Genomic DNA, 21088 nt, shown 5'->3' on the forward strand with positions numbered 1-21088 from the left:
GAGGAGATAGGAAAGACTATGGAAAGTTACAAACAACCATTACGAATTGGCATTGGCGGTCCTGTCGGCTCGGGCAAAACAGCACTACTAGAAGTACTCTGTAAGGCGATTCGCGATAAGTTACATATCGCCGTAGTAACCAATGACATATATACCCAAGAAGATGCCAAAATCCTGACACGAGCAGAAGCATTGGAACCCGATAGAATTATTGGCGTAGAGACAGGTGGTTGCCCCCATACGGCAATTCGTGAAGATGCGTCGATGAACCTTGCGGCGGTAGAGGAGTTGGCAAAGCGCCACAAAAATCTCGATGTGGTCTTTGTTGAAAGTGGTGGCGATAATTTGAGTGCGACCTTTAGCCCAGAGCTTGCAGACCTTACTATCTACGTTATTGATGTGGCGGAGGGAGAAAAAATCCCTCGTAAAGGTGGTCCTGGTATTACGCGTTCAGATCTATTGGTTATCAATAAGATTGACCTTGCCCCTTATGTTGGAGCTTCACTTGAAGTGATGGAACAAGATACGCAAAGAATGCGCCCTGTGAAGCCTTATGTGTTTACTAACCTTAAAGAAAGTAAGGGGCTGGATACCATCATCGATTTCATTTTGACACAAGGTATGCTTGAGTTTCATAGTTAAGAATCCGCCCTCTTAACAACGAAGGGCAAAACGAAAATCCCGCATTATTGAGAGTTGTGACTTACACTTCTGATAGTTAGCTTCTCTAGCGGGATTTTTATGATACAAGCAAAATTGATGGTTTGGATTACGGCTCTGATTTTTTCTGGTTACGGTGTATTGTTTACACTCTCTCCCAACACCCTATTCGAACGCGTCACTGATAGCGCTCTGTTTTCTTATTCTGCCAGCATTGATGTACGCGCAACATACGGCGGTATGTCTGTCGCAGTCGGTATTATTCTCATTCTGCTCGTCATAAAAAACGAAACACTGAAAGTGTCGGTGGTCGCTTCCACGCTGTTGGCGGGCTTTATGGCACTAGCTCGCACGGTTGGTATTGCAATCGAGTCTCAACCCAACGACACCATGCTACTGTACCTACTTGCAGAAGCCTTTTTCACAATATGGGGGCTATTTATTCTTTGGAAGCTGCCAAAGCGGAGGTTTTACTTTAAATAGTCGCGAATAATATGGAGAGCTTAAGGCTCTCCATATTGTGTTCAACCTTAGTAGAGGAAATTAGTATCAAATGGCAACCGGGTTGTTTGCCTGTTTAATGATCACTGACGCTCAGCTGCAACAAACGCAATCTCAACCAGCAAGTTAGGGTCAGCGAGCTCTACTTTCACACATGCTCGACTTGGTGCAGTGCCTTCAGCAAACCATTCATCCCATACTTCGTTAAATGCATCAAAATTGGCAAAGTCAGTAAGAAAGATGGTAGCGGATAGAATGCGTGATTTGTCGCTGTTCATCTGCGTCAACATCTGTTCTGCTTGTTCGAAAATCTGTTGTGTCTGACCTTTAACGTCGGCAGAGGTGTCCGCTTCTGCGACTTCCACAAAGTGACCGATTCCATTAAATACAGTGATATCAGACCAACGTTTACTTGGGTTTATTCTATTGATTGCCATGGTTTTTTCTCATATCAAAAAGACGTTGTATTGTACTTTAAAGTTACAAGTAGGCTAAGGTAATTTCCTGCCACTTATCATTTCCAATAACACTGATGACTTGGTTTACAAAGACATCCGGAAGGTTGAAGTCGTTGCCTGTTTGTAACAATGGGACGAGTGTATCGAGAGAGCTTTGATTCGCTTGTAGTTGCTCGTCGAGCGTTTGCCAGAACGCGGGACCTTTAACATAAAACAACGGGTAATATTGCATGTCGTTCTCGATGGATACTTTTTTGCCCGCTTCTATTAATCCTACATTCCCAAGGTGCTGAAACTCTTTCGATGCCTTTTCCCAGTTTTTGACGGGCGAAGGCTTGTTGTTCAAGTCGGTAAATTGTAGGGATTTGATAGCGTAATATTCAGCTAATCCTTCTTCTGCCCATACGGGCAGTGAACGAGACCCCATGAAATGTACAGATTCATGGGCAGTCACTTTAGCAAGATGAAACATACTGTCCTTAGCAAAAGCCCCCTTGTCAGTAAGTACATTGCTTAAGAGAGTATTGTATCCAGTCGCGCCTGAAACATTGCGCTGGCTTTTGTCTTTAGAGAAATAGATGAGCTGCCACTGATGTGGTTGTTTGTCGTTAAAGATGGTGCTCAGATAGTCCAATTGTTGCGTTAAGTTTTGAAACCATGACCTGTTGGATTTAAGTAGTGGCAAGGCATTACTTTTCACTACAACGGTAGAAGCTCCGATATTCATTTGCTCATAGGGCATACCCCAAACCACAAAAAGAGGTGGTTGATCTGAGTTTGGCATAGCGCTGCAGATATTGTCTGGGTCGCAAACTTCAATGTCTTGCCCTTGAATGGTGGGTAGCGAGTTCCACTCGCTTAAAAAGTACCAGCCTTCATTTGGCTCATAGGTATTAACTTGTTGTGCAGGTTCGAATTCGTTAGACGTTTTTGCTTCAAAATTGACGGTCCAAGATAACTGACGACAGGAAATAGGAGAGTCAAAACTAACGATTGTACTTTGTCCATTGTTTGAGAGGCACTGGATGTCAGGGAGCTCTGACGAGCTGGTGGTTCGTGGTTTAGAAAGTTGGAATGCTCCAATGTCAGAGGTATCTGCCTTAATCGTACCTTGCTTTGGGTCGGTGTCGTGAGTGGTTATCTGATACTTAACTGCGGCGTGAGTCGAGAAGGAGAGCCAAGCTAAGGTGACAATTAGTGAACGTATCATGTTGAAGTCCCATTGTTTTTCTAATGGGACTATTGAAGGCTACTTTGGTTCAGCCAGATTGACTAAAAGATACAATGCTTAGCGTAATCGCTCGCTTCGTTCGCTGTCCAGTCGCCTTTTGGTTTCTCTTTCATGTCTTTACACCACGCTTCGCTGCCGACTTCAGTACAAGCCATCAGCGGCAACGTGAGTAAAAACATCAATACAATTTTCTTCATCATTCCCTCGTTTTTCTGAAGATGTCAGATTGAAAGGGATTGTAACTCAAAAATACAGCTTAAGTAATCGCGAGTATGTCTGAACTACGTACAGCTTAACAGCGTCCTTTTTTCGCTTGCCCCGGAGGGCAAAATGTCGAACTAGAGTTTGAAGTTGAATGTCCTTTGGAACGGACATCCACTTCCACATCCTTAACCGAACCTTGAACTCGAGTAAGTTGGCACCCAGTTAAGCCAATTATGCATAGTGCCAATACCATGAGCTTCATTTCCACCGCCTATTTTCTATTTGACTAATTATTCATGAATTTTCTCGATATTAGGTTTCTGTGTTGTCAGGTACTGGTGAAGCAAACGTGAATGTGAGGTCATTAGTACTTAACAACGAGACCTCGGAGAAAAATTACTAGACGACTGGTCTAATTGTTTGTATGGTAGCGGCATGAATGCAAAAACAAACGAAACAAGACAGCATATCCTTGATGTGGGGTATCAGTTAATACTATCGAAAGGCTTTACTGCGGTAGGTTTGTCGGAGTTATTGAAAGCAGCAGATGTACCGAAAGGGTCGTTTTATCATTACTTTAAGTCTAAAGAACACTTCGGTGAAGTTCTGATTGCCTCTTACTTTGAAGGCTATATGGAACGTATTGAAGCTCTGTTCTTTAGTAAAAACGGCACCGGTTATGAACGGTTAATGAGCTATTTTAATCGCTGGCTTGATGTTGAATCAGGACGTTGCAATGCCCATAAATGCTTAGTAGTTAAGTTGGGTGCTGAAGTATCTGATTTGTCTGAAACCATGCGTTCGGAGCTACTGACTGGAGCGGAGCGAATCATTGCAGCAATTGCGAAGTGTATTGAGTCAGGTATCGAAGATGGCTCTATTACTGTTCAAGATAGCTTAAGCACTGCCAGTACCATCTACCAACAATGGTTAGGTGCAAGTTTGCTGAGTAAGCTCAGCCAAGACACGGCACAATTAGGGGGAGCCCTATCAATGACTGAGCAGCTGCTAAAGCATAAGTAATTAATTTATAACCTGTTTATACAACAGGTTTTTTTACCAAACAAAACTAGACGACTGGTCTAATATTAGAAAGCAAGAAACAAAAGGGAATCAAGATGTCACAAGAAAATAACCGAAGAATTGTCTTAGCTTCACGCCCTGTGGGTGCACCAGTAAATGAGAACTTCCGTTTGGAGTCGGCCGTTATTCCTGAGCCAAAAGATGGGGAGATGTTACTAAGAGCGATTTACTTGTCTCTTGATCCTTACATGCGAGGTCGAATGAGTGCTGCAGAGTCGTACGCGGATCCGGTTGCCTTGGATGAGGTTATGGTTGGCGCAACGGTTTGTCAGGTTGAGCAATCAAACCATGAAAACTTTGAGCAAGGCGAGTGGGTTTTGGCGTATACGGGATGGCAAGATTACGCTATCTCTAATGGTGAAGGGCTAGTAAAACTGGGTAAGAACCCAAGTCATCCTTCATTTGCTCTTGGTATTATGGGGATGCCTGGTTTTACCGCTTACATGGGACTTTTGGATATTGGTCAACCTAAAGCGGGTGACACCGTGGTTGTGGCTGCCGCAACTGGGCCAGTTGGTGCAACGGTAGGTCAAATCGCGAAACTGAAAGGTTGCAAAGTCGTCGGTATTGCGGGCGGTGCCGAGAAGTGTCAGCACGCAAAAGAGGTACTAGGTTTTGATGAGTGTTTAGACCATAAATCAGATGACCTGGCGCAGCAACTTGCTGAAGCTTGCGGTAATGGCATCGATGTCTATTTCGAAAACGTTGGTGGTAAAGTATTCGATGCGGTGTTGCCGTTGTTAAATACGGGTGCGCGCATCCCTGTATGTGGCTTGATTTCTCAATACAATGCAACGTCATTACCTGAAGGACCTGATCGCATGTCAATGTTGGTAGCAACTTTGCTGATTAAGCGAATCAAGATGCAAGGCTTCATCATTTTTGATGACTACGCACACCGTTATGATGAGTTTGCAACTCAGATGGGACAATGGCTTGCAGAAGGTAAAATCAAGTACAAAGAACACCTAGTTGATGGTTTTGAAAATACACCAGAAGCTTTCATGGGCCTATTGGAAGGTAAGAACTTCGGTAAGCTGGTTATCAAGATGAATGAGCCAAAATAATCGACCTGAATTCAGATAAATAATCTTGCGCTTCTCATTTGAGAGGCGCTATTTCATTGGAGCAAGACAAGGTAAACTAGGCTTAATCAGTAACTGCCACGTTTACGGTATTTTCAATGCACATTGATGCTTCTCGCTCCAGTCGATATTCCACTCTACTATTCAAAGCCTTACTGAAACGGATTGATGTCGATGCTATTGCTCGTATTGGGCCGTTATCGCTGACCAATTCAAATTTCCATTTTGATAGAGAAAAGCTTCAGCGTTATAAGGACTATTTCGGCTTTAGCAAAGGCTCCGTACCATTACCGTTTCTATTTGTTGCCACTCAAAATGAGCAATTGCAACTGTTCACTCATCCAAATACCTCTATTCGCCCTCTAGGGTTAGTTCATACCTCTATAGAGTTTGAGCAGTTTGATGAGCTTGACGGCGAACAAAGTTACGAGTTTCAATTGGAGTTACAGGCAGAGCAAAAAACTGACCGTGGATTGAGTTTTGAAGTACATGGAGCTTTTTACCGCTCAGGGCAGATGGTTGCGAGGTATCGATCTGGATATTTGATGCCGACTAAACGCAAAAACGTGAGATCCAAGAATAGTAACCCTGCGCTGTCGACCTCGTTGCCTGAACTAGCCACGTTTACTGTTAGCGTCAGCCAAGCACGAGAGTACGCAAAATTATCGGGAGACTATAATCCAATCCATCTGGCTCGTTGGTCAGCTAAATTGTTTGGATTTAACAAGCCTATTATTCATGGGATGTATATGGTGGCAAAACTTTTGAAATTTGAATCTGACTCAACTGCTCTTCATCATGTGGGCTTTGTATTTAAGAAGCCTATCTTAATGCCGACAGACGTAAAAGTGGTTCAAGATAAAGCACAAATCCTATGTATTAACAGCGAAGGAAATTGCTTTATTGAGATGATGCCTAACAAAACAGGTAAATAGTCTGTGTCAGTACTGAGAATGGCGACAATAACATACAATAACGGACAATAAATCGAGCATACTTTTTGTAGCATAGCATCCCTCCACATAGTATTCGGAAAAACTGGTATGGTAAGCCGCATCGCTTTACTCATTGTTCTTATCGCAACTAGCTCTACTGTGTTTGCGACAGAAGACTCTGTCAAAGAAGAGAATCATCAGGTTGATGAATGGAAAGGCAATGTTGACGTCACGTTTGCAGGGTGGACTGAGCACTTAACGTCCACGGGCAGAAACCAGGATAACTATATCGTTGGTGTTCGTTACAAGAGATGGGAAGCATTTACGCTACTAAACAGTTTTGATACGCGTTCGTACATCTTGTCTTACCACCCTCAGTTCGACTGGACCCCTTGGGCAAAAGTTGGCTTAAGAATAGGGGGGATTACCGGATACACAAAAGAGCAGAACAGCGTACAGCTTGGTGGTATCACTCCAGTGTTTGCTCCGACTCTAACATTACATTATAAACATCTGGGGTTTGAGACGGCCCTGTTTACTGATGTGTTGGTATTCTCTATGAAAGTAATGATTTAAAGTGGAGCGTTTGCTCCACTTTTTTAGCTGCTAATCTTTTTCAGCGCCAGTGGATTTAGCGTGCTGCTTCAAAAGCCAGAGCTTTTTTCTCAACTTGTCTGAATATCAAAGTAAGAATGCCATTGACCCCAAGATAGAAAAGCCCTGCCACGCTGAAGACGACGAGTGTGTCGTAAGTTTGAGCATTGATACGCTGTGCGTAGCCCATAATATCCATAATGGTGATGGTACTGGCCAGCGATGTGCCTTTAAATACTAAGATCACTTCATTAGAGTAAGCTGGTATCGCTCTGCGAATCGCAAACGGAAGCAAGACACGCAGCGTTGCTTTCATATCCATCCCTAGCGCACGACATGCCTGCCATTGACCTGATGGAATGGCATTGAAAGCGCCTTTAAATAACTGAGTACTGTACGCCGCTGTGTTAAGTGCAAGGGCAAGCATGGCACAGAACCAAGGTTGGCTTAGCCATGTCCACAAAAAACTTTCTCTAATAACCTCAAACTGCCCCGGTCCGTAGTAGACCAGAAAGATCTGAACCAATAATGGTGTACCAGTAAAAAGAGTGATGATGCCACGCGTTAGCCAGTGAACTACTGGTGTTCGAAGGATCAAGCTAAGCGTCATCAGCAACGCAAGTAGGCAGCCTACGATCAGAGCTACTACAGTGAGCTGTAGGCTTGTTTGCAAGCCATCCACCATTTGCCAAACATGTTGTTGATTCATGCTGTGACTCCTTTGCTACCGACGGCCATTTCTTTTGAGGAGAACTTTTTATCTAGTACTTTTACTGCTTTTTGAGTAATCAATGTGATTACAAGATAAATCGCCGCTGCGGTCGCATACCAAGTAAACGCTTCATGTGTCGCCGCAGAGGTTAATTGTGCTTGTTTCATTAAGTCTGTAACACCAATTAGTGAGACTAAAGCAGTATCTTTTAATAGTACGAGCCATTGGTTGGTAAGTCCGGGTAGGGCATGCTTAACCGCTTGTGGCAGTACTATTCTAAAGAAAACACGTGCACGACTTAGGCCTAGTGCACTGCCAGCTTCACGCTGACCACTGGGTACTGCTTTTAGTGCTCCACGAATGGTTTGTGCGGCATAAGAGGCAAAAATTAACGAGAGTGCGATGACACCGGCTAAGAACGGGCTAACCTCAATGAAATCTCCCGTAATCAGAAATAAGACTTGGGTAGAACCAAAGAAGATAAATAGAACGACTAGAAGCTCTGGTAAGCCACGAATAATGGTGACGATTGCCGTGGTTGGCCAAGAGATGATTTTGTGGCGAGACATCTCGCCACCAGCAAAAATAATCGCTAGTACTAAGCCAACCAAAAGGCTGACGAAAGCAAGTTGGATGGTTACCCAACTTGCTTGTACGAGTGACGCCGAGTAACCCGTTAACCCCATATTAATTACCGAAGTACTTATCGAAAATAGCTTGGTATTCGCCGTTTTCTTTTACTGTTTTAAGTGCCGCATTTAGTTGGTCAACCAATGCTTGGTTGTCTTTGTTTACGGCGATACCAAAACCATTACCAAAGTACTTTTGGTTAGTAATTTGGTCACCAACGTAAGCCAGTTTATCGTCTTTCTTGAACCATTCTGCGACAACTGCCGTGTCACCGAATACAGAATCAATACGACCATTTTGCATATCGATGAACGCATCTTGGTAACTGCCATAAGGTACGGCTGTTACGCCGGCCATTTGCTCTAATAGGTAGCTTTGGTGCGTTGAACCGTTTTGAACACCCACACGCTTACCTTCTAGTGCCGCTTGTGATGCAACCTTACCTGTCATCGCTACGAAAGCCGCTGAGTTGTCGTAATAAGCATTGGTAAAGCTAACCTGCTGCTGACGGGCTTCAGTAATGTCGATACCAGAAATCGCTGCGTCGTAGCGTTTGAACTTAAGTGCAGGAATTAAGCTATCAAAGGCTTGGTTATGGAAACTACATTTGGCTTCAATCTGTTTACATAGCGCGTTAGCAAGGTCGACATCAAAACCTTGGATCTGGTTATTTTCATCGACATATTCGAATGGTGCGTAAGTCGCTTCCATGGCAAATTTAATTTCTTGTTGTGCCATTGCGCCGTAAGAAGCCAGACCAATCAGTGAAGCAAGTAACATCTTTTTCATAATAATTCTCCTTGTCAGATTGCGATGAAGGCAATCTCCATTGTTATTTAGTGTGTTAAGTAGTCAGCAAAAGCTTGAGTAGTTGGGTTTTTAAATGCGTCTTTTGTGCCATGTTCGATGACTCGGCCTTTTTCGAGATAAAGAACATGACTGGCAATTTTCTTCGCAAAATCAACTTCATGTGTAACAACCACTTGAGTGATGCCCGTTTCACTCAATTCGTTGATAATATTGACGATCTGAGTTGTGATTTCAGGATCAAGCGCTGCTGTTGGTTCGTCAAAGAGCAAGACTTCAGGTTTCATCATCAATGCTCTTGCAATAGCAACGCGCTGTTGCTGACCACCTGATAGTTGTAGTGGCCACGCATCGGCTTTATCAGCGAGTTGAAGTGTAGAAAGCATTTTTAAGGCTTCTTGTGTGGCTTGCTCTTTCGAGACGCCTGCTACCTTAGTGGGCGCTTCAATTAAGTTCTCCATTACCGTCATATGAGGCCAAAGGTTATACTGTTGGAAAACCATCCCGACTTGCTTACGAAGCGCTAAACCTTGTTTTTCAGATACTTGTCGATCGAAGTCGTAGTCATTATTCGCAATACTGAGCGCCCCGCCATCTGCCATTTCCAGCAAATTTAACAAGCGAAGTAGAGAGCTTTTACCAGCACCACTCGGACCTAAGAGAACCAAGGTTTCACCCTTGCCGCAATGAAAGCTGACATCGTGCAAAACTTGAGTCGTGCCGTAGAACTTATTGAGGTTGTTTGCTTGAATACCCATGCTGATTTACTGCATTAAAAATCATTGTGTGAACTATACTATCAGAAGTGTTATTTATGCAATAAAAATGTATAAAAATTTTAATTGTTAAAATTATGTATCGATTTATGGTTGAAAAGTAGACATCTCTATTGTGTGGGTCAGGGTGGATCTTAGGGCGAGTGGGTATAAGAAAAGCGCTTGGCTTTCAACCAAACGCCTAGGAATCAAAAGAATATTACTTCAGTTTCAATTGCTGAGTTAACCAGTCAGCACTTGTAGTTTGTTTACCTTGGCAGATAACGTAGTAGGGTGTTCCGGTGAACCAACTTTTTGACGCTACTTCTTCAACAAATATCTGAATGGAGGCTACATCATCCTTAGCGTAGTTCCACTTTCGGGTTAAGTGTTCTGCTGCTTCTTTACCATTATGGCTATCACCGTTACGTATGAAGTCGCAATCAGATTGTCGCATTTGATTGATCAGATATTGTACATCTTCCTCAGTATTGGCGAAGGCGTTGGAGCCTATCAGTAGTCCACCTATCAGAAGTGAATGAATTAGCTTCATTGATTCCACCATTGCTTAACTGGCGCTGGATTGTGAATTTCCAAACGCTGTCCAATCTCTGGCGAGACCATAGTGACACCACGTTCCTGACTTATCTCAAGAGCTCTGTTCATTGGTTCATGCCAATCGTGCATGGACAAATCAAAAGTACTGTTGTGAATTGGCATCATGACCTTACCTTTGACGTCGATATGAGCTTGTACGCTCTGTTCTGGGAACATGTGGATTTGTGACCACAACTTGTTATAGGCGCCAGTTTCAATCATAGTAAAATCAAAAGGTCCGTATTTCTCGCCAATTTCAGCAAATCCTCCAAAGTAACCAGAGTCTCCAGAAAAGAACACGTTGGCTTGTTGACTGTTAATGACCCAGCTACCCCAAAGGGTAGAATCACGGTCCGTTAAGCCACGACCAGAGAAGTGCTGAGTCGGTGTCAGGGTATAGGTGATACCGTTTACGTCATGCGATTCCCACCATGCAAGTTCGGTAACCTTGTTTTTAGGTACTCCCCATTTCACAAGATAATCACCTACTTTTAGTGGCACAACAAAGTGATTAACTTTATCTACCAGTGCTTTGACTGAGGCTTTGTCTAAGTGGTCGTAATGGTCGTGACTGATGATAACAACATCTATCTGCGGCAAATCTTCTAGGGATATTGGCGTTTTATGAAAGCGTTTAGGCCCTGCCCATTGCACCGGAGATGCTCTATCGCTGAAAACTGGATCTGCCATGACCAATTGGCCATCTAGCTTCATAATAACGCTAGAATGTCCTAGCCGATAAACCACATCTTGTTGCTCACTCAACAATTGCTGTGATGTCATCACATGGACAGGTAAGTCGAAGGTCGGAGTTGGGGCATCGCGCTCAGTGGTGAAATAAGACTTCATGATCTTAACGATGTCGCTAAAGCTTGATTGGTATTCCAACTCAGTATTGACGTATTTATCTGGATAACGCTCGGGGTCTTTCTCTGTGTTGCTGCAAGCGGTTAAGGCAGTGGTACTCATTGCTAGAACTCCTATTGAGGCGATTAGTGACTTTCTCATGATATTTCCTATCGCGATTAAAAGACTGGCTGTAAAGAGATCGATAGCCAAAGTCCTTTGTAAACTAACCAGTGTAGTTTACTTTTAAAATATGAAAAGTAAACTGATTAGTGTAAAATGCGGAAAGAAAAATCTGAGTTGTCGAGTAACCCAATGAAAGAAAAGAAAAAAACACGAAGCGAGATTAAACGCGAAGCAATTATTGAAGCGGCTAAACACGCGTTTCATGAGTTTGGTGTGCAGAATACCAGTATGGATAAACTCGCGGCGATGGCCGGTGTATCGAAACGAACGGTATATAATCACTTCGAATCAAAAGAAGTGTTAGTCATGAGCTTGCTGTCGGATTTGTGGCGACAATCTATGATGGATGTTGACTTGCAACCTTTGGCGTCGATGGATCTCAAACAACAGCTTGTCTATTTACTGTCGCATGAGATAGGCATCTTGAACAATCCTGCTTATATTGATTTGTCGAAGGTTGCGTTTGGACATTACTTCTATCGACCAGAAGAACTGAAAGCCCAAGCTGACAAGATGTCGAAGCAAGAAACTGCCTTATACAAATGGCTAGAGCACAATAATGAGCAACAACTGACTATTCCGGATGTTAGTGTGGCAAGCGTTCAGTTGCACAGCTTGATTAAAGGCAGCTGTTTTTGGCCGCAATTAATGGGAATGACGGACACGTTGACTGAAGAAGGTGTTCAGCAACTCGCGTTATCTACTGCTGAGCTGTTCTTGGCTCGCTACCAGCTTAACGACTGATATATTTAGGAAAAGAACAGCCCCGTTTCTTGGACAAGAAGCTGGGTTGGTTTGGAGTAAATGTGTTGTTCCTTAGCACCCACGAGCTGAACTAATAGCACCTTATCTGAAGCCAAACACTGGCGTAATACTCGCAATACCATAGCCACATCGAGTTTGTGTTTCTCTAGGTTTGAGCTGTGTCTTGAGATGGAAGGCAGATCGATGGTTACAACCAGTTTGTCGCAGTGACTGATAAATCGCGCGAGCTGCTCTTTTATCATTGCTCGGTTTCTGTATACCACTTCATTTGAAAGTAGCCAATCGCACCCCATATCTTCCGCGTACTCCAACTGTTTTTTATTGCAGCGATTATTGTCGATGCCGATATGAAAGGCGCGGCATTCATTGTATCTGTTAAGTGCAAAATGAAGCATCGAACCGACAGTGACATCAAGGCATTGATCGAGTAGCAATTCTGCGTTGATGTTTACAATACCAATTTCATCTTTGTCGATCAGTAGATTGGGAATAATGTCGAGCAAGGTTTCGTGGCAATTGGTAATGACGAGCGGCATTGCACCAACCGCAAGTTGTTGGTTGAGCTGACCGGTGAAGTCGCGTTTTGCAACCGGGCTTTCGAAGTAAGGTCTTTCGGAGCAGTAACTACCCAGAATCGGATAATGGCCAATTTTTCTCATTGAATGAGAATTTTGTTGTGAGCTTAGCCAGTCGTAGGCGGTTTCCAGGAGGGAGTCAGCGTCTTCAAACTGGGCATTATTCATAGGCTTGATAGCTTCCGACACCGTGAATACGGAAAGTTGGCTTTCTAACGCAGGATGATAACGACGTTTCCAGATTTGTTTGAAGACGTTGAGCATGATGAATTACCTTTCTGGTGGCAGCGCCCTTGCTGCTTGCAAAACATGTAGAATAAATCTGTCCTTGTTGGCTTCTACACGATAGGCAGGAGCCATAATGGAAACAGCACCAATTAATTTCGAGCCCTTCATTACTGGTGCACTGATGCCTGTTACCCCAGGATCGAACTCAGAAGTACTGATGGCAAATCCCTGACGGCGAATCTGATCCAGTTCCTTATTCCAATCTGTGACGTTTTCGTGTTCACCAAAATGACGCAGTATTTTTTCGCAACGAGATTCTGGTAAATAAGCCAGCATCACTTTAGATGAAGCTCCGCGAAGCAAAGGTTGGCTCTGTCCTCTTACATAGCTGCAGCGAAGTGCTTGCGCACTCTCTTGTAAGCTGACACATAGAGCACGATAACCAACTGGTACCATGTAGGCCGACATCTCACCAGTCTGCTTTTGCAATCGGAACAATATGCTCTCTATCGCTTCTAGGTTGTGTGTACTCGATTGATAGCTGTGCATCAACATCAGAGCAGCTGGACCAACAATCAGTGTTTTGTCGTGTGGACTCTCTTCAATAAGATTCCACTCTTTAAGCAGCTTTATATGACGATAAAGACTGCTGAGAGGAACGCCGAGTTGAATGCTTAAATCTTTTGCTGAAACAGGCGTATCAGACACGGCAACTTGCATTAAAAGTTGCAGTGGCTTTTCATTAACCTGAGTAGTGGGTTGCTGTGTATTTCCCATATCTGTGTTATCTATTATCAAAACCAATTACGCAATTTATATTCCTACTGAATAAGAAAGGAAACAAAAATCTTGCGGCTCATTCTCATTAGATGATAAGCGCAGGTTTTGGAAATGAACGAGCGAAGAAAGACCTAGGTGAGCTCATAATGAGCACACTACATTAATGGCTTGTTTATCAATAGGGGGCTGTGACTGCTTCTTCTTCACAAATACTCGGTTTCGCTACATAAGCACGACTCCCTACGTCTATTTTGTTGCCGAAAATGAAGGTTGAATGGAGAGTGTTGTCGTTAGTTAGATTCTTTTGTTTGGCGACCGTGAGACAGCATTTATCTATAAAGCAGGTTGGTCTTTTTAGGTCGATATAAAAAAAGCCACTTCGGAGAAGTGGCTTTTTTAAGCTAACTGACGTGCTTGAGATAGCTTAGAATTTGTATGATGCGCCTAGGTATAGGGAACCGATGTTGTATGTATCTGTATCCACTCCAGCCATATCAACGTTAAATGCGTCTGCTTCATATGCTAAACGAAGGCCAAGACCATCGATTTGTGCTGGCATGTACTCAACGCCGACACCATATCTAAATCCAGTTGCAGAATCATCTTCGCTGTGACCGTTAGCTTTAAGTTCAGCAGATACTCTCGATAGACCTACAGTTGCAAATGGGCGAATGCCATTATCGAAGGTATAACCAAGATTAGCAGCCAGCGATAGAGCAGTTGGAGTGATTTCTACACCTTTAGTGAACTTACTATCTGAAGTTAGAGCACCGTAGTTTGTGTAACCACCTTCTAGAGAAACAATGCGGTTAAACGCATATCCGCCATAAATACGCCAAGAACGTTCACCATCAAATGTCGGAGCGTAAGAACGATCCTTATTTTCTAGTTTACTTTCCATTAAACCAAAACCACCACCCACGTAAAAACCTGAGTCAGTTGCGCCTGCAAATGCGCTAGTTGCGAATAGACCTGTTAAAACGAGTGCCACTGCTTTTTTCATTCTGATACCTATTAAATAGTCTTGTAAATTGTTTCGGGGCGTACTCTAAAGAGTTTCGAATCTGATGTCTGTGAGGAAATGTCGTGAATTGTGTAGGAACTGTCTGGATGTGTTTGGAGTTAATATCTGTGAAATCCACTTTTCAAAAGCAAACGTTTAACCGAAAAAAGGTGAACTATCTCACTAAAAAATAGGCAGTTGAGGTGGCTTTATATTAGATTAATCAGTATAAATGCTCTCCATTTCCTTGAGCTCTTCGACGTGGGTCATGTATGTTTATGTAACAAGTGCATACACTTGTTGCCTTTCTGCATGGAGCCGGAGTGAGTAAATGGAAGAATGAGGCTTATCAACTATTCCAAGAGAGGTAACGATGAACTATAAACAACTGCCAAAAATCGACCTTCACTGTCACTTAGATGGCAGCGTGCGACCTGAAACCATCATCGAACTTGCCTCTATCCAAGGTGTTGATATTCCCTCTCAGGATATTGAAGTTATTCGTGACTTGATGATTGCCCCTGAGACGTGCCCAAACTTACTCGAGTATTTAAAGCGTTTTGATCTACCTTTATCTGTGATGCAGACTAAAGAAGCCTTGGAACGTATCGCCTTTGAAGTCTATGAAGATGCGGCACTTGAGAATGTTAAGTATATGGAAGTTCGTTTTGGCCCTCTATTACACAGAGAGCAAGGTCTTAATATTGAAGATATCATCAGCTCAGTAGTGGCTGGCATGAAACGAGCAGAAGAAGTACACGGCATTAAAGGCAACATTATTCTGTCTTTGCTACGTCATATGCCAACCGATGAGATTAATGATGTCATTGATGTTGGTGCTTCGTACCTAGGTAAAGGTGTAGCGGCATTTGACCTCGCGGGCGGAGAAGAGCTTGGGTTCTGTGAGAAATTTGTTCCTTTTGCGAAATACGCAAAAGAGCAGGGTTTGAGCGTCACGATTCACGCTGGTGAACAAGGCGAAGGGCAGAACGTTTACGATGCCATCACCATGTTAGGTGCAGAGCGTGTGGGACATGGCATTCATATTGCCACTCATCAACAAGCGTTTGACTTAGTGCATGAAAAACAAGTGGCGTTAGAAACCTGTCCGAGCAGTAATGTACAGACAAAAGCGGTGGAAAGCATGACGGTACACCCGATTGAGGATTTCCGTCAGCGTGGTATTCCAGTCACCATCAATACTGATAATCGCACCGTATCGAATACGACAATGACGAAAGAAGTTCAGTTGGTGATTGAGCAGTTTGGATTGTCCGAAGAAGACTATATGCATATCTATCGCAATAGCGTTAATGCTGCTTTTACTGACGATGCGATTAAGCAACAGCTATTAGCTGTATAGTTGCTGGTTCGAATGTAAAAAGCCCGCTTCATTGAAGCGGGCTTTTTTATTGCTCTGTGTTGTCAGCGATTAAAAATCGATTTCGTAACCTAGACTGAATGTTCGACCACGGCCAGAGAAATAATACGCATTGTGGTGGCGTATCTGGCTAAAGTAGTTGATGTACTGCTCGTTCAATAGGTTTTCAATACCGACACTGATACGACCGTAACGCTGCATATCGTAGAACATAGATACATCCATTAAGCCGTAGCCGTCAAACTGCTGTGCACTACCGGCATCGTTTTTCTCTTTACTGCGAGAGAACATATGGTTGTATTGTAGGCGACCATTCCAACGGTCAGAGAAGCTGTGGTTGACCGCCATCAATAGGCGATCAGGAGACAGGTTCTTAAGATCCATATCGCTATCCACCGAGCCATCTTGATTGGTATCTACTTGACCTTCTACGTGAGCATACAGTGCCTGAATCTGTGTAGTGGGCAAAATATTGTAGGTCGCGGTGAACTCGTAACCTTTAATATCGGTGCGTTGGCGTACAACATCATAAGTACCGCCGCTGTTAAGGCTTAGGTTCGCACCATCTTTGGCGATGGACATGTAAGTACTACCACTGACAAACCATTTGTCATCGCTGTAGCTTAGCCCCACTTCGTAGTTATCCGTTATAACAGGTTTCACCGCCGGCATGGTGTTGAAGTCGATAGGTGCACCGCCTACAGGAGCAACGACGGTTGGACCACCGATCCAGTTACCACGCAGCACACGTCCAATATCTGGCAAACCGAAGCCTTGGCTAAAGCCAACGAATGAACTGATACTTGGGGTAAAGTCATAAACAGCGCCAGCATTAAAGACGGCCTGAGAAAAGTTTTGCTCGCCGCCAATAATATCAACCTGACGATGCCCTGCGTTACCATAGCCCCACAAAGTTTGACCATCTGCAACCGTTACTTTGGTATTCTCAAAGCGAACACCACCAGAAAGTCGTAGAGAATCGGTGACTAGCATATCGCCCTGAATAAAGGGAGCTAAGCTCTGGTACATCATATCTGGGGTTACATCTTTACCCGATTGAGTGAGTGTTTGTTTTGTGGTGTCTTCCAGACCGTCTAGACCAACGACCCAGCTATCATCCCAGCCAAGAAGATCGGTTTTGACATAACTTAGCTTAAAGCCTTTTTTGGTCGATACGATAGCGCCTTGATCATATTGTTTGTTCGCTGTTGGCCACCATGATGCTTCACCAAAGACCGCTTCAAAGTCTTGGTAAAAGGCTTGAAATTTCAGCTCGCCACCAAAGAAGTCATAATGGTCATAACCAAAGTTATACAGTTCCGCATAGTTTGACGTAGGATCGCCAGAAGGTGTGCCCGGAACCACGGTTCCCGGAACGCCATTTTGCCAGTCGCCAGGAACACTAACGTAGTTCTGGTTACCTTTTAGTTGGTAGCGACTAGCACTGAAGCTAACGCGTTGATTACCGCCGTCAAAGTTATAGCCGCCTTTAGCGAGAAAGTTAGTGGCATTGGAATCTTGGGTTTCACCTTGGATAGAGTTCATGCCAATTGGGTTGCCATTACCATCGTAATACAGCCCTTGTTGTTCCCACGTACCGCCAATAAAGAGATCGTAATCTTCGTCATACTGACTCAGATTGTAATAGACTTTACCAACGGTACCATCTTCCTTTAGGTTTGAGGTTACGCGTGTTCCAACGGTCTGCTTCCAATGGTCGCCTGGCTTAGCACTTTTTGTCACGTAGTTAATGATACCGCCAGTGGCGCCGTTACCTTGTACGGCACTTGCCCCTTGAACCACTTCCACACGCTCTAGCATTGAAGAATCTACGGTATAACCGTTACGGTTACCATTGCGAAGTGGGTTATTTTGTGGAACACCGTCGACCATGATAAGTGCGGTACGTCCACGAAGGTTCTCACCTTGGGTAGAGAGCTTTTGTCGACTTGGCGTCATGCCCGGAACTAGGTTGGCGATAACACTGGTTAGGTCATCGGATACCGCGGTTTGTTGTTCCAGTTCTTTTTCTGAAATGACATGAACTGAGCCCGGAATTTTATCTGTATCTTGACTGTAGCGGGTCGCAGTAACGACCATATTTTCGTCAGTTTTCTGTTTGTTTGTTGGCTGTGATTCGTTTACTTCTTCTGTCGCAAATGCTTGTCCGATTGACAGAGCGAGAAGCGAAAGGGAGACGACTTTCTTCCCAGTTTGATTTGCCATGTGTCCTGATTACCACTGTGTTTCTCATTAGGGTGGCGATATTAATGCTTTTGATAATAGTTATCAATAACGTTATTATTATTAACGAAAGGCGATCTATAACCTATTGATATAATTATCGTGCTACACACATAGGTGAACCAGAAATTGGGTCTTCAATCACCAACGCATCAAGGTCAAAGACTTCTTTTAATAACGATTGGGTAAACACGTCTTTTGGAGTGCCATGGGTTACGAGTTGCCCTTGCTTTAGCACCACCAAATGGTCGCAGTAACGACAGGCTTGGTTTAAATCGTGCAGTACCACAATCACCGTTTTCCCTTGTGCATGCATATCTTGCATCATCCGCATGAGCTCAATTTGATGAGATAGATCCAAATAAGTCGTTGGCTCATCAAGCATCACAATTTCAGTATCCTGAGCGACGATCATTGCGATCCAAGCACGTTGTCTTTGACCTCCAGAGAGCGCATCAATCGGGCTTTGTGCAAGTGTATCTACACCAGTTGCTTGCATTGCATTAGCTACAATCGCTTTATCTTCAGGGGACAATTTGCCCCAGTGAGAGGTATAAGGCGCGCGGCCATACTCCACCAGTTTTTGAATCGTGATGCCTTCCGGGCTGGTATGGGTTTGCGGAAGCATAGAAAGGCGTCTGGCCAACGACTTGGAGCCGTACTCATCTAGGGGCGTAGAATCAAGTAGGACTCTTCCAGATTTAGGCTTATTTATCCGCGCTAATGTTTTCAACAACGTGGACTTTCCACATCCATTGGGACCAATTAACGCAGTAATTTTGCCTTTCGGAATCGTCAAATTCAGATTTTCAATAATGGTGTTATTGCCATAGGCAACGTTCAATTTCTCGACAGACAGCATTACCAGCCCTTGTAACGTTTGAGTAGGAAGATGAAATAGGGTGCGCCAATAACAGAGGTTAGAACGCCGGCAGGAAGTTCGATCGGCGGCGAGATCCCTCGAGCGATGGTATCGGCAGTAAGGACAAGAAGTGCACCAATCACAGCGGAGCCCATCAGTAAGGCTTTATGATTATGTCCGAACAGTAGTCTAGCGAGATGCGGGGCAAGAAGACCAACAAAGCTTATCGTTCCGGCGATAGACACACTCAAACTGGCAAGCATGACGGCGCAGATCAGTGCCATGGCTTGCACTTTATCAAGCTCTACACCAAGGGAGATGGCAGATTCATCGCCAAGACCAACAATGTCCAGTCGCCATGCGAGCCACAATGAAAGAGGCAGTAAGATAGCAAGCCCCACCCAGATATAAGGCATCTGCTCCCAGCCTCGTCCCCATAGACTGCCGGTGAGCCAAATCATTGCAGTATTGATCTCGATTGGGTGCACCACTAGCAAATAATCGATGCCGCTAGCAAGAAAGGCACTGATAGCAATTCCAGTGAGTGCCATTCTGGCTGGTGGTAGTTGAACTGAGCGCGCGATGATGATCAGCAATAACCCCACAGATACGCCACCAATCATAGCGGCAACTGGCAGCATCCAAACTGGTGCATTGGGGAATACTGTTAACAAAAGCGTGGCAACAAACCCGGCACCAGCACTTACGCCGATTAAATCTGGTGAGGCGAGAGGGTTGCGGATCACGCCTTGGACCAAGGCTCCAGATATTCCTAATCCAGCGCCAACACCAATGGCGAGGAAGAGGCGTGGAAGTCGATAGTGATTGACGACGAAATCGTACTCGCCACCTTTGAAGGCCGTTGCGGTTATTTGCGACAACGATAAGTCAGCGACTCCTACTAACAAACTGAAAACAGACAGTGCGAGGGTAGTCGAGATAAGGACTAGCCAAGTTCTACTCATGAGCTAAACCGACTTTTTATAGAAAGAAAAATGAAAAATGGCGTACCTATCAGCGCAGTGACGATACCAACCGGCGTTTCTGTGGGAAAGGCTATAGCTCTGGCAAGTACGTCTGAGCACATGACTAAGATTGCCCCCAATAATGCGCTAGCGGGAATGAGAGCGAAGAAGCTGTGTCCGACAAGTTTGCGTGCAATATGAGGAATTAACAGACCGACAAAGCCAATAGGGCCTGCAATGGAAACACTGATACTGGTTAGTAAAATAATAGCCACGAAAGCCAGTAATCGAATCAAGCTGGTATTTACGCCCAAGCCTTTAGCGACATCGTTACCAAGAACTAGCAGGTTGAGAGGATGAGCAAGCGCCCACGCTAACGCTAACCCCACAACACTAATTGGCAATAACTGGTGCAGGGCAGACCAATCTAAGTTACTAATTGAGCCAATGAGCCAAGATTGCACGCTATAGGCTTGATCGTCAGCAAGAATAATCGTTGCGCGTGTGAGCCCAAGCAGCAAAGCGTTGATAGCGATGCCCGCCAATACCAGTTTCACAGGGTGTGGACGATCATCAAAAGCGCCACCAAGAAACATAACCAACAGACCACTTAACGCGCTGCCTATCGCACCCATTACCGCGGTTGGCACGGATAAAGATAAGAAGCCAAAGCTACTCAACACGATAAATAGTGCCGCTCCGGAATTGATAGCAAGCACGGATGGTGAAGCGAGGGGGTTACGAGTCAATCCTTGCATGAGAGCGCCTGCAACAGCGAGGTTAGCTCCAATTAATGCACCGCTGAGTACACGAGGCATTCTTAGTGTTGCGATGATTTGATGCTCCATGCTGGCTGAGTCAAAGTGTAGCCAGAAGCCCTGCAATGATTGAAAAGATAGGTCAAAGCTAGACCACGCCACTAAAGAGAGATTTAGGCTCAGCAACGTACCAGCAATAAGTGCAAGCCAGAGCTTGCACTGTGTTGATTGAAGCATATTGAA

The 21088-nt window shown here is 44.3% G+C and carries 25 protein-coding genes; 8 read left to right on the plus strand and 17 right to left on the minus strand.

Annotated features, from left to right (window positions below; genetic code table 11):
* Nucleotides 1-18: 18 nt before the first annotated feature.
* Together ureG and AWH66_RS01595 are read left to right on the plus strand one after the other, a co-directional pair.
* On the plus strand, nt 19-642 hold the full coding sequence (gene ureG / locus AWH66_RS01590; RefSeq protein ID WP_063604960.1) for an urease accessory protein UreG: 624 nt from the start codon (nt 19-21) through the stop codon (nt 640-642).
* Nucleotides 643-741: 99 nt separating this feature from the next.
* A complete protein-coding gene (locus AWH66_RS01595) occupies nt 742-1143 on the plus strand; it encodes a DUF4345 domain-containing protein (RefSeq protein WP_063604961.1) in 402 nt (133 codons plus the stop codon).
* Between the two features lie 101 nt (nt 1144-1244).
* Here the strand turns inward: AWH66_RS01595 and AWH66_RS01600 are convergent, their stop codons facing one another.
* The 4 genes from AWH66_RS01600 to AWH66_RS25845 form a co-directional block, all read right to left on the minus strand.
* Nucleotides 1245-1598 (minus strand): RidA family protein, encoded by a 354-nt coding sequence (locus AWH66_RS01600; protein WP_063604962.1) that lies wholly within the window; start codon nt 1596-1598, stop codon nt 1245-1247.
* 43 nt (nt 1599-1641) lie between these two features.
* Nucleotides 1642-2829: a hypothetical protein gene (locus tag AWH66_RS01605; protein ID WP_063604963.1), complete on the minus strand. Its 1188-nt coding sequence runs from the start codon at nt 2827-2829 to the stop codon at nt 1642-1644.
* Nucleotides 2830-2891: 62 nt separating this feature from the next.
* Nucleotides 2892-3047, minus strand: coding sequence for a DUF3012 domain-containing protein (locus AWH66_RS25285; protein WP_006074668.1), 156 nt, complete (start codon nt 3045-3047; stop codon nt 2892-2894).
* Nucleotides 3048-3142: 95 nt separating this feature from the next.
* Nucleotides 3143-3316, minus strand: coding sequence for a hypothetical protein (locus tag AWH66_RS25845; RefSeq protein WP_167360921.1), 174 nt, complete (start codon nt 3314-3316; stop codon nt 3143-3145).
* A 173-nt stretch (nt 3317-3489) separates the two neighbouring features.
* Between AWH66_RS25845 and AWH66_RS01610 the strand changes: the two genes are divergently transcribed.
* From AWH66_RS01610 to AWH66_RS26060, 4 genes are all read left to right on the plus strand, one after another.
* A complete protein-coding gene (locus AWH66_RS01610; RefSeq protein ID WP_063604964.1) occupies nt 3490-4077 on the plus strand; it encodes a TetR/AcrR family transcriptional regulator in 588 nt (195 codons plus the stop codon).
* A gap of 95 nt (nt 4078-4172) precedes the next feature.
* On the plus strand, nt 4173-5204 hold the full coding sequence (locus AWH66_RS01615) for an NADP-dependent oxidoreductase (RefSeq protein WP_063604965.1): 1032 nt from the start codon (nt 4173-4175) through the stop codon (nt 5202-5204).
* Nucleotides 5205-5320: 116 nt separating this feature from the next.
* Nucleotides 5321-6157 (plus strand): MaoC/PaaZ C-terminal domain-containing protein, encoded by an 837-nt coding sequence (locus AWH66_RS01620; protein ID WP_063604966.1) that lies wholly within the window; start codon nt 5321-5323, stop codon nt 6155-6157.
* 108 nt (nt 6158-6265) lie between these two features.
* Nucleotides 6266-6733 (plus strand): hypothetical protein, encoded by a 468-nt coding sequence (locus tag AWH66_RS26060; protein WP_006074673.1) that lies wholly within the window; start codon nt 6266-6268, stop codon nt 6731-6733.
* Nucleotides 6734-6788: 55 nt separating this feature from the next.
* Here the strand turns inward: AWH66_RS26060 and artM are convergent, their stop codons facing one another.
* The 6 genes from artM to AWH66_RS01655 form a co-directional block, all read right to left on the minus strand.
* The gene (gene artM, locus AWH66_RS01630; protein ID WP_006074674.1) at nt 6789-7460 is read right to left on the minus strand and encodes an arginine ABC transporter permease ArtM; all 672 of its coding nucleotides are present in this window, start codon (nt 7458-7460) and stop codon (nt 6789-6791) included.
* The gene (gene artQ, locus AWH66_RS01635) at nt 7457-8149 is read right to left on the minus strand and encodes an arginine ABC transporter permease ArtQ (RefSeq protein ID WP_038227185.1); all 693 of its coding nucleotides are present in this window, start codon (nt 8147-8149) and stop codon (nt 7457-7459) included. The genes artM and artQ overlap by 4 nt, the downstream gene beginning before the upstream one ends.
* A gap of 1 nt (nt 8150) precedes the next feature.
* Nucleotides 8151-8882, minus strand: a complete 732-nt coding sequence (locus tag AWH66_RS01640) for an arginine ABC transporter substrate-binding protein (protein WP_063604967.1) — start codon at nt 8880-8882, stop codon at nt 8151-8153.
* A 47-nt stretch (nt 8883-8929) separates the two neighbouring features.
* Nucleotides 8930-9658, minus strand: a complete 729-nt coding sequence (gene artP, locus AWH66_RS01645; RefSeq protein ID WP_063604968.1) for an arginine ABC transporter ATP-binding protein ArtP — start codon at nt 9656-9658, stop codon at nt 8930-8932.
* A gap of 217 nt (nt 9659-9875) precedes the next feature.
* Nucleotides 9876-10208 (minus strand): DUF5329 family protein, encoded by a 333-nt coding sequence (locus tag AWH66_RS01650; RefSeq protein WP_063604969.1) that lies wholly within the window; start codon nt 10206-10208, stop codon nt 9876-9878.
* Complete coding sequence (locus AWH66_RS01655; protein ID WP_083399922.1) at nt 10205-11260, minus strand: MBL fold metallo-hydrolase; 1056 nt, start codon at nt 11258-11260, stop codon at nt 10205-10207. Before AWH66_RS01655 ends, AWH66_RS01650 begins: the two co-directional genes overlap by 4 nt.
* A gap of 153 nt (nt 11261-11413) precedes the next feature.
* Here AWH66_RS01655 and AWH66_RS01660 point away from each other — a divergent pair, with 153 nt between their 5' ends.
* Nucleotides 11414-12028 (plus strand): TetR/AcrR family transcriptional regulator, encoded by a 615-nt coding sequence (locus AWH66_RS01660; protein WP_063604971.1) that lies wholly within the window; start codon nt 11414-11416, stop codon nt 12026-12028.
* Between the two features lie 5 nt (nt 12029-12033).
* On the opposite strand, the gene AWH66_RS01665 is transcribed toward AWH66_RS01660, so the two are convergent.
* The 3 genes from AWH66_RS01665 to AWH66_RS01675 all read right to left on the minus strand — a co-directional run bounded on the left by AWH66_RS01665 (nt 12034) and on the right by AWH66_RS01675 (nt 14635).
* A complete protein-coding gene (locus AWH66_RS01665; protein WP_063604972.1) occupies nt 12034-12888 on the minus strand; it encodes a hypothetical protein in 855 nt (284 codons plus the stop codon).
* Between the two features lie 6 nt (nt 12889-12894).
* Nucleotides 12895-13629: an IclR family transcriptional regulator gene (locus tag AWH66_RS01670; protein ID WP_063604973.1), complete on the minus strand. Its 735-nt coding sequence runs from the start codon at nt 13627-13629 to the stop codon at nt 12895-12897.
* A gap of 427 nt (nt 13630-14056) precedes the next feature.
* A complete protein-coding gene (locus AWH66_RS01675) occupies nt 14057-14635 on the minus strand; it encodes a porin family protein (protein ID WP_063604974.1) in 579 nt (192 codons plus the stop codon).
* A 373-nt stretch (nt 14636-15008) separates the two neighbouring features.
* Between AWH66_RS01675 and add the strand changes: the two genes are divergently transcribed.
* Entirely contained in the window at nt 15009-15998 is a 990-nt protein-coding gene (gene add, locus AWH66_RS01680; protein ID WP_063604975.1) for an adenosine deaminase, read from the plus strand.
* Between the two features lie 69 nt (nt 15999-16067).
* Here the strand turns inward: add and AWH66_RS01685 are convergent, their stop codons facing one another.
* From AWH66_RS01685 to AWH66_RS01700, 4 genes are all read right to left on the minus strand, one after another.
* Entirely contained in the window at nt 16068-18242 is a 2175-nt protein-coding gene (locus AWH66_RS01685) for a TonB-dependent receptor (protein ID WP_063604976.1), read from the minus strand.
* Nucleotides 18243-18357: 115 nt separating this feature from the next.
* Complete coding sequence (gene fecE, locus AWH66_RS01690; RefSeq protein WP_062458361.1) at nt 18358-19122, minus strand: Fe(3+) dicitrate ABC transporter ATP-binding protein FecE; 765 nt, start codon at nt 19120-19122, stop codon at nt 18358-18360.
* Nucleotides 19122-20087, minus strand: coding sequence for a FecCD family ABC transporter permease (locus tag AWH66_RS01695; RefSeq protein WP_063604977.1), 966 nt, complete (start codon nt 20085-20087; stop codon nt 19122-19124). The genes fecE and AWH66_RS01695 overlap by 1 nt, the downstream gene beginning before the upstream one ends.
* Nucleotides 20084-21082, minus strand: coding sequence for a FecCD family ABC transporter permease (locus tag AWH66_RS01700; RefSeq protein WP_063604978.1), 999 nt, complete (start codon nt 21080-21082; stop codon nt 20084-20086). The genes AWH66_RS01695 and AWH66_RS01700 overlap by 4 nt, the downstream gene beginning before the upstream one ends.
* Between the last annotated feature and the right edge of the window lie 6 nt (nt 21083-21088).

This window comes from Vibrio barjaei (assembly GCF_001639065.2).
Taxonomy (GTDB): Bacteria; Pseudomonadota; Gammaproteobacteria; order Enterobacterales; family Vibrionaceae; genus Vibrio; species Vibrio barjaei.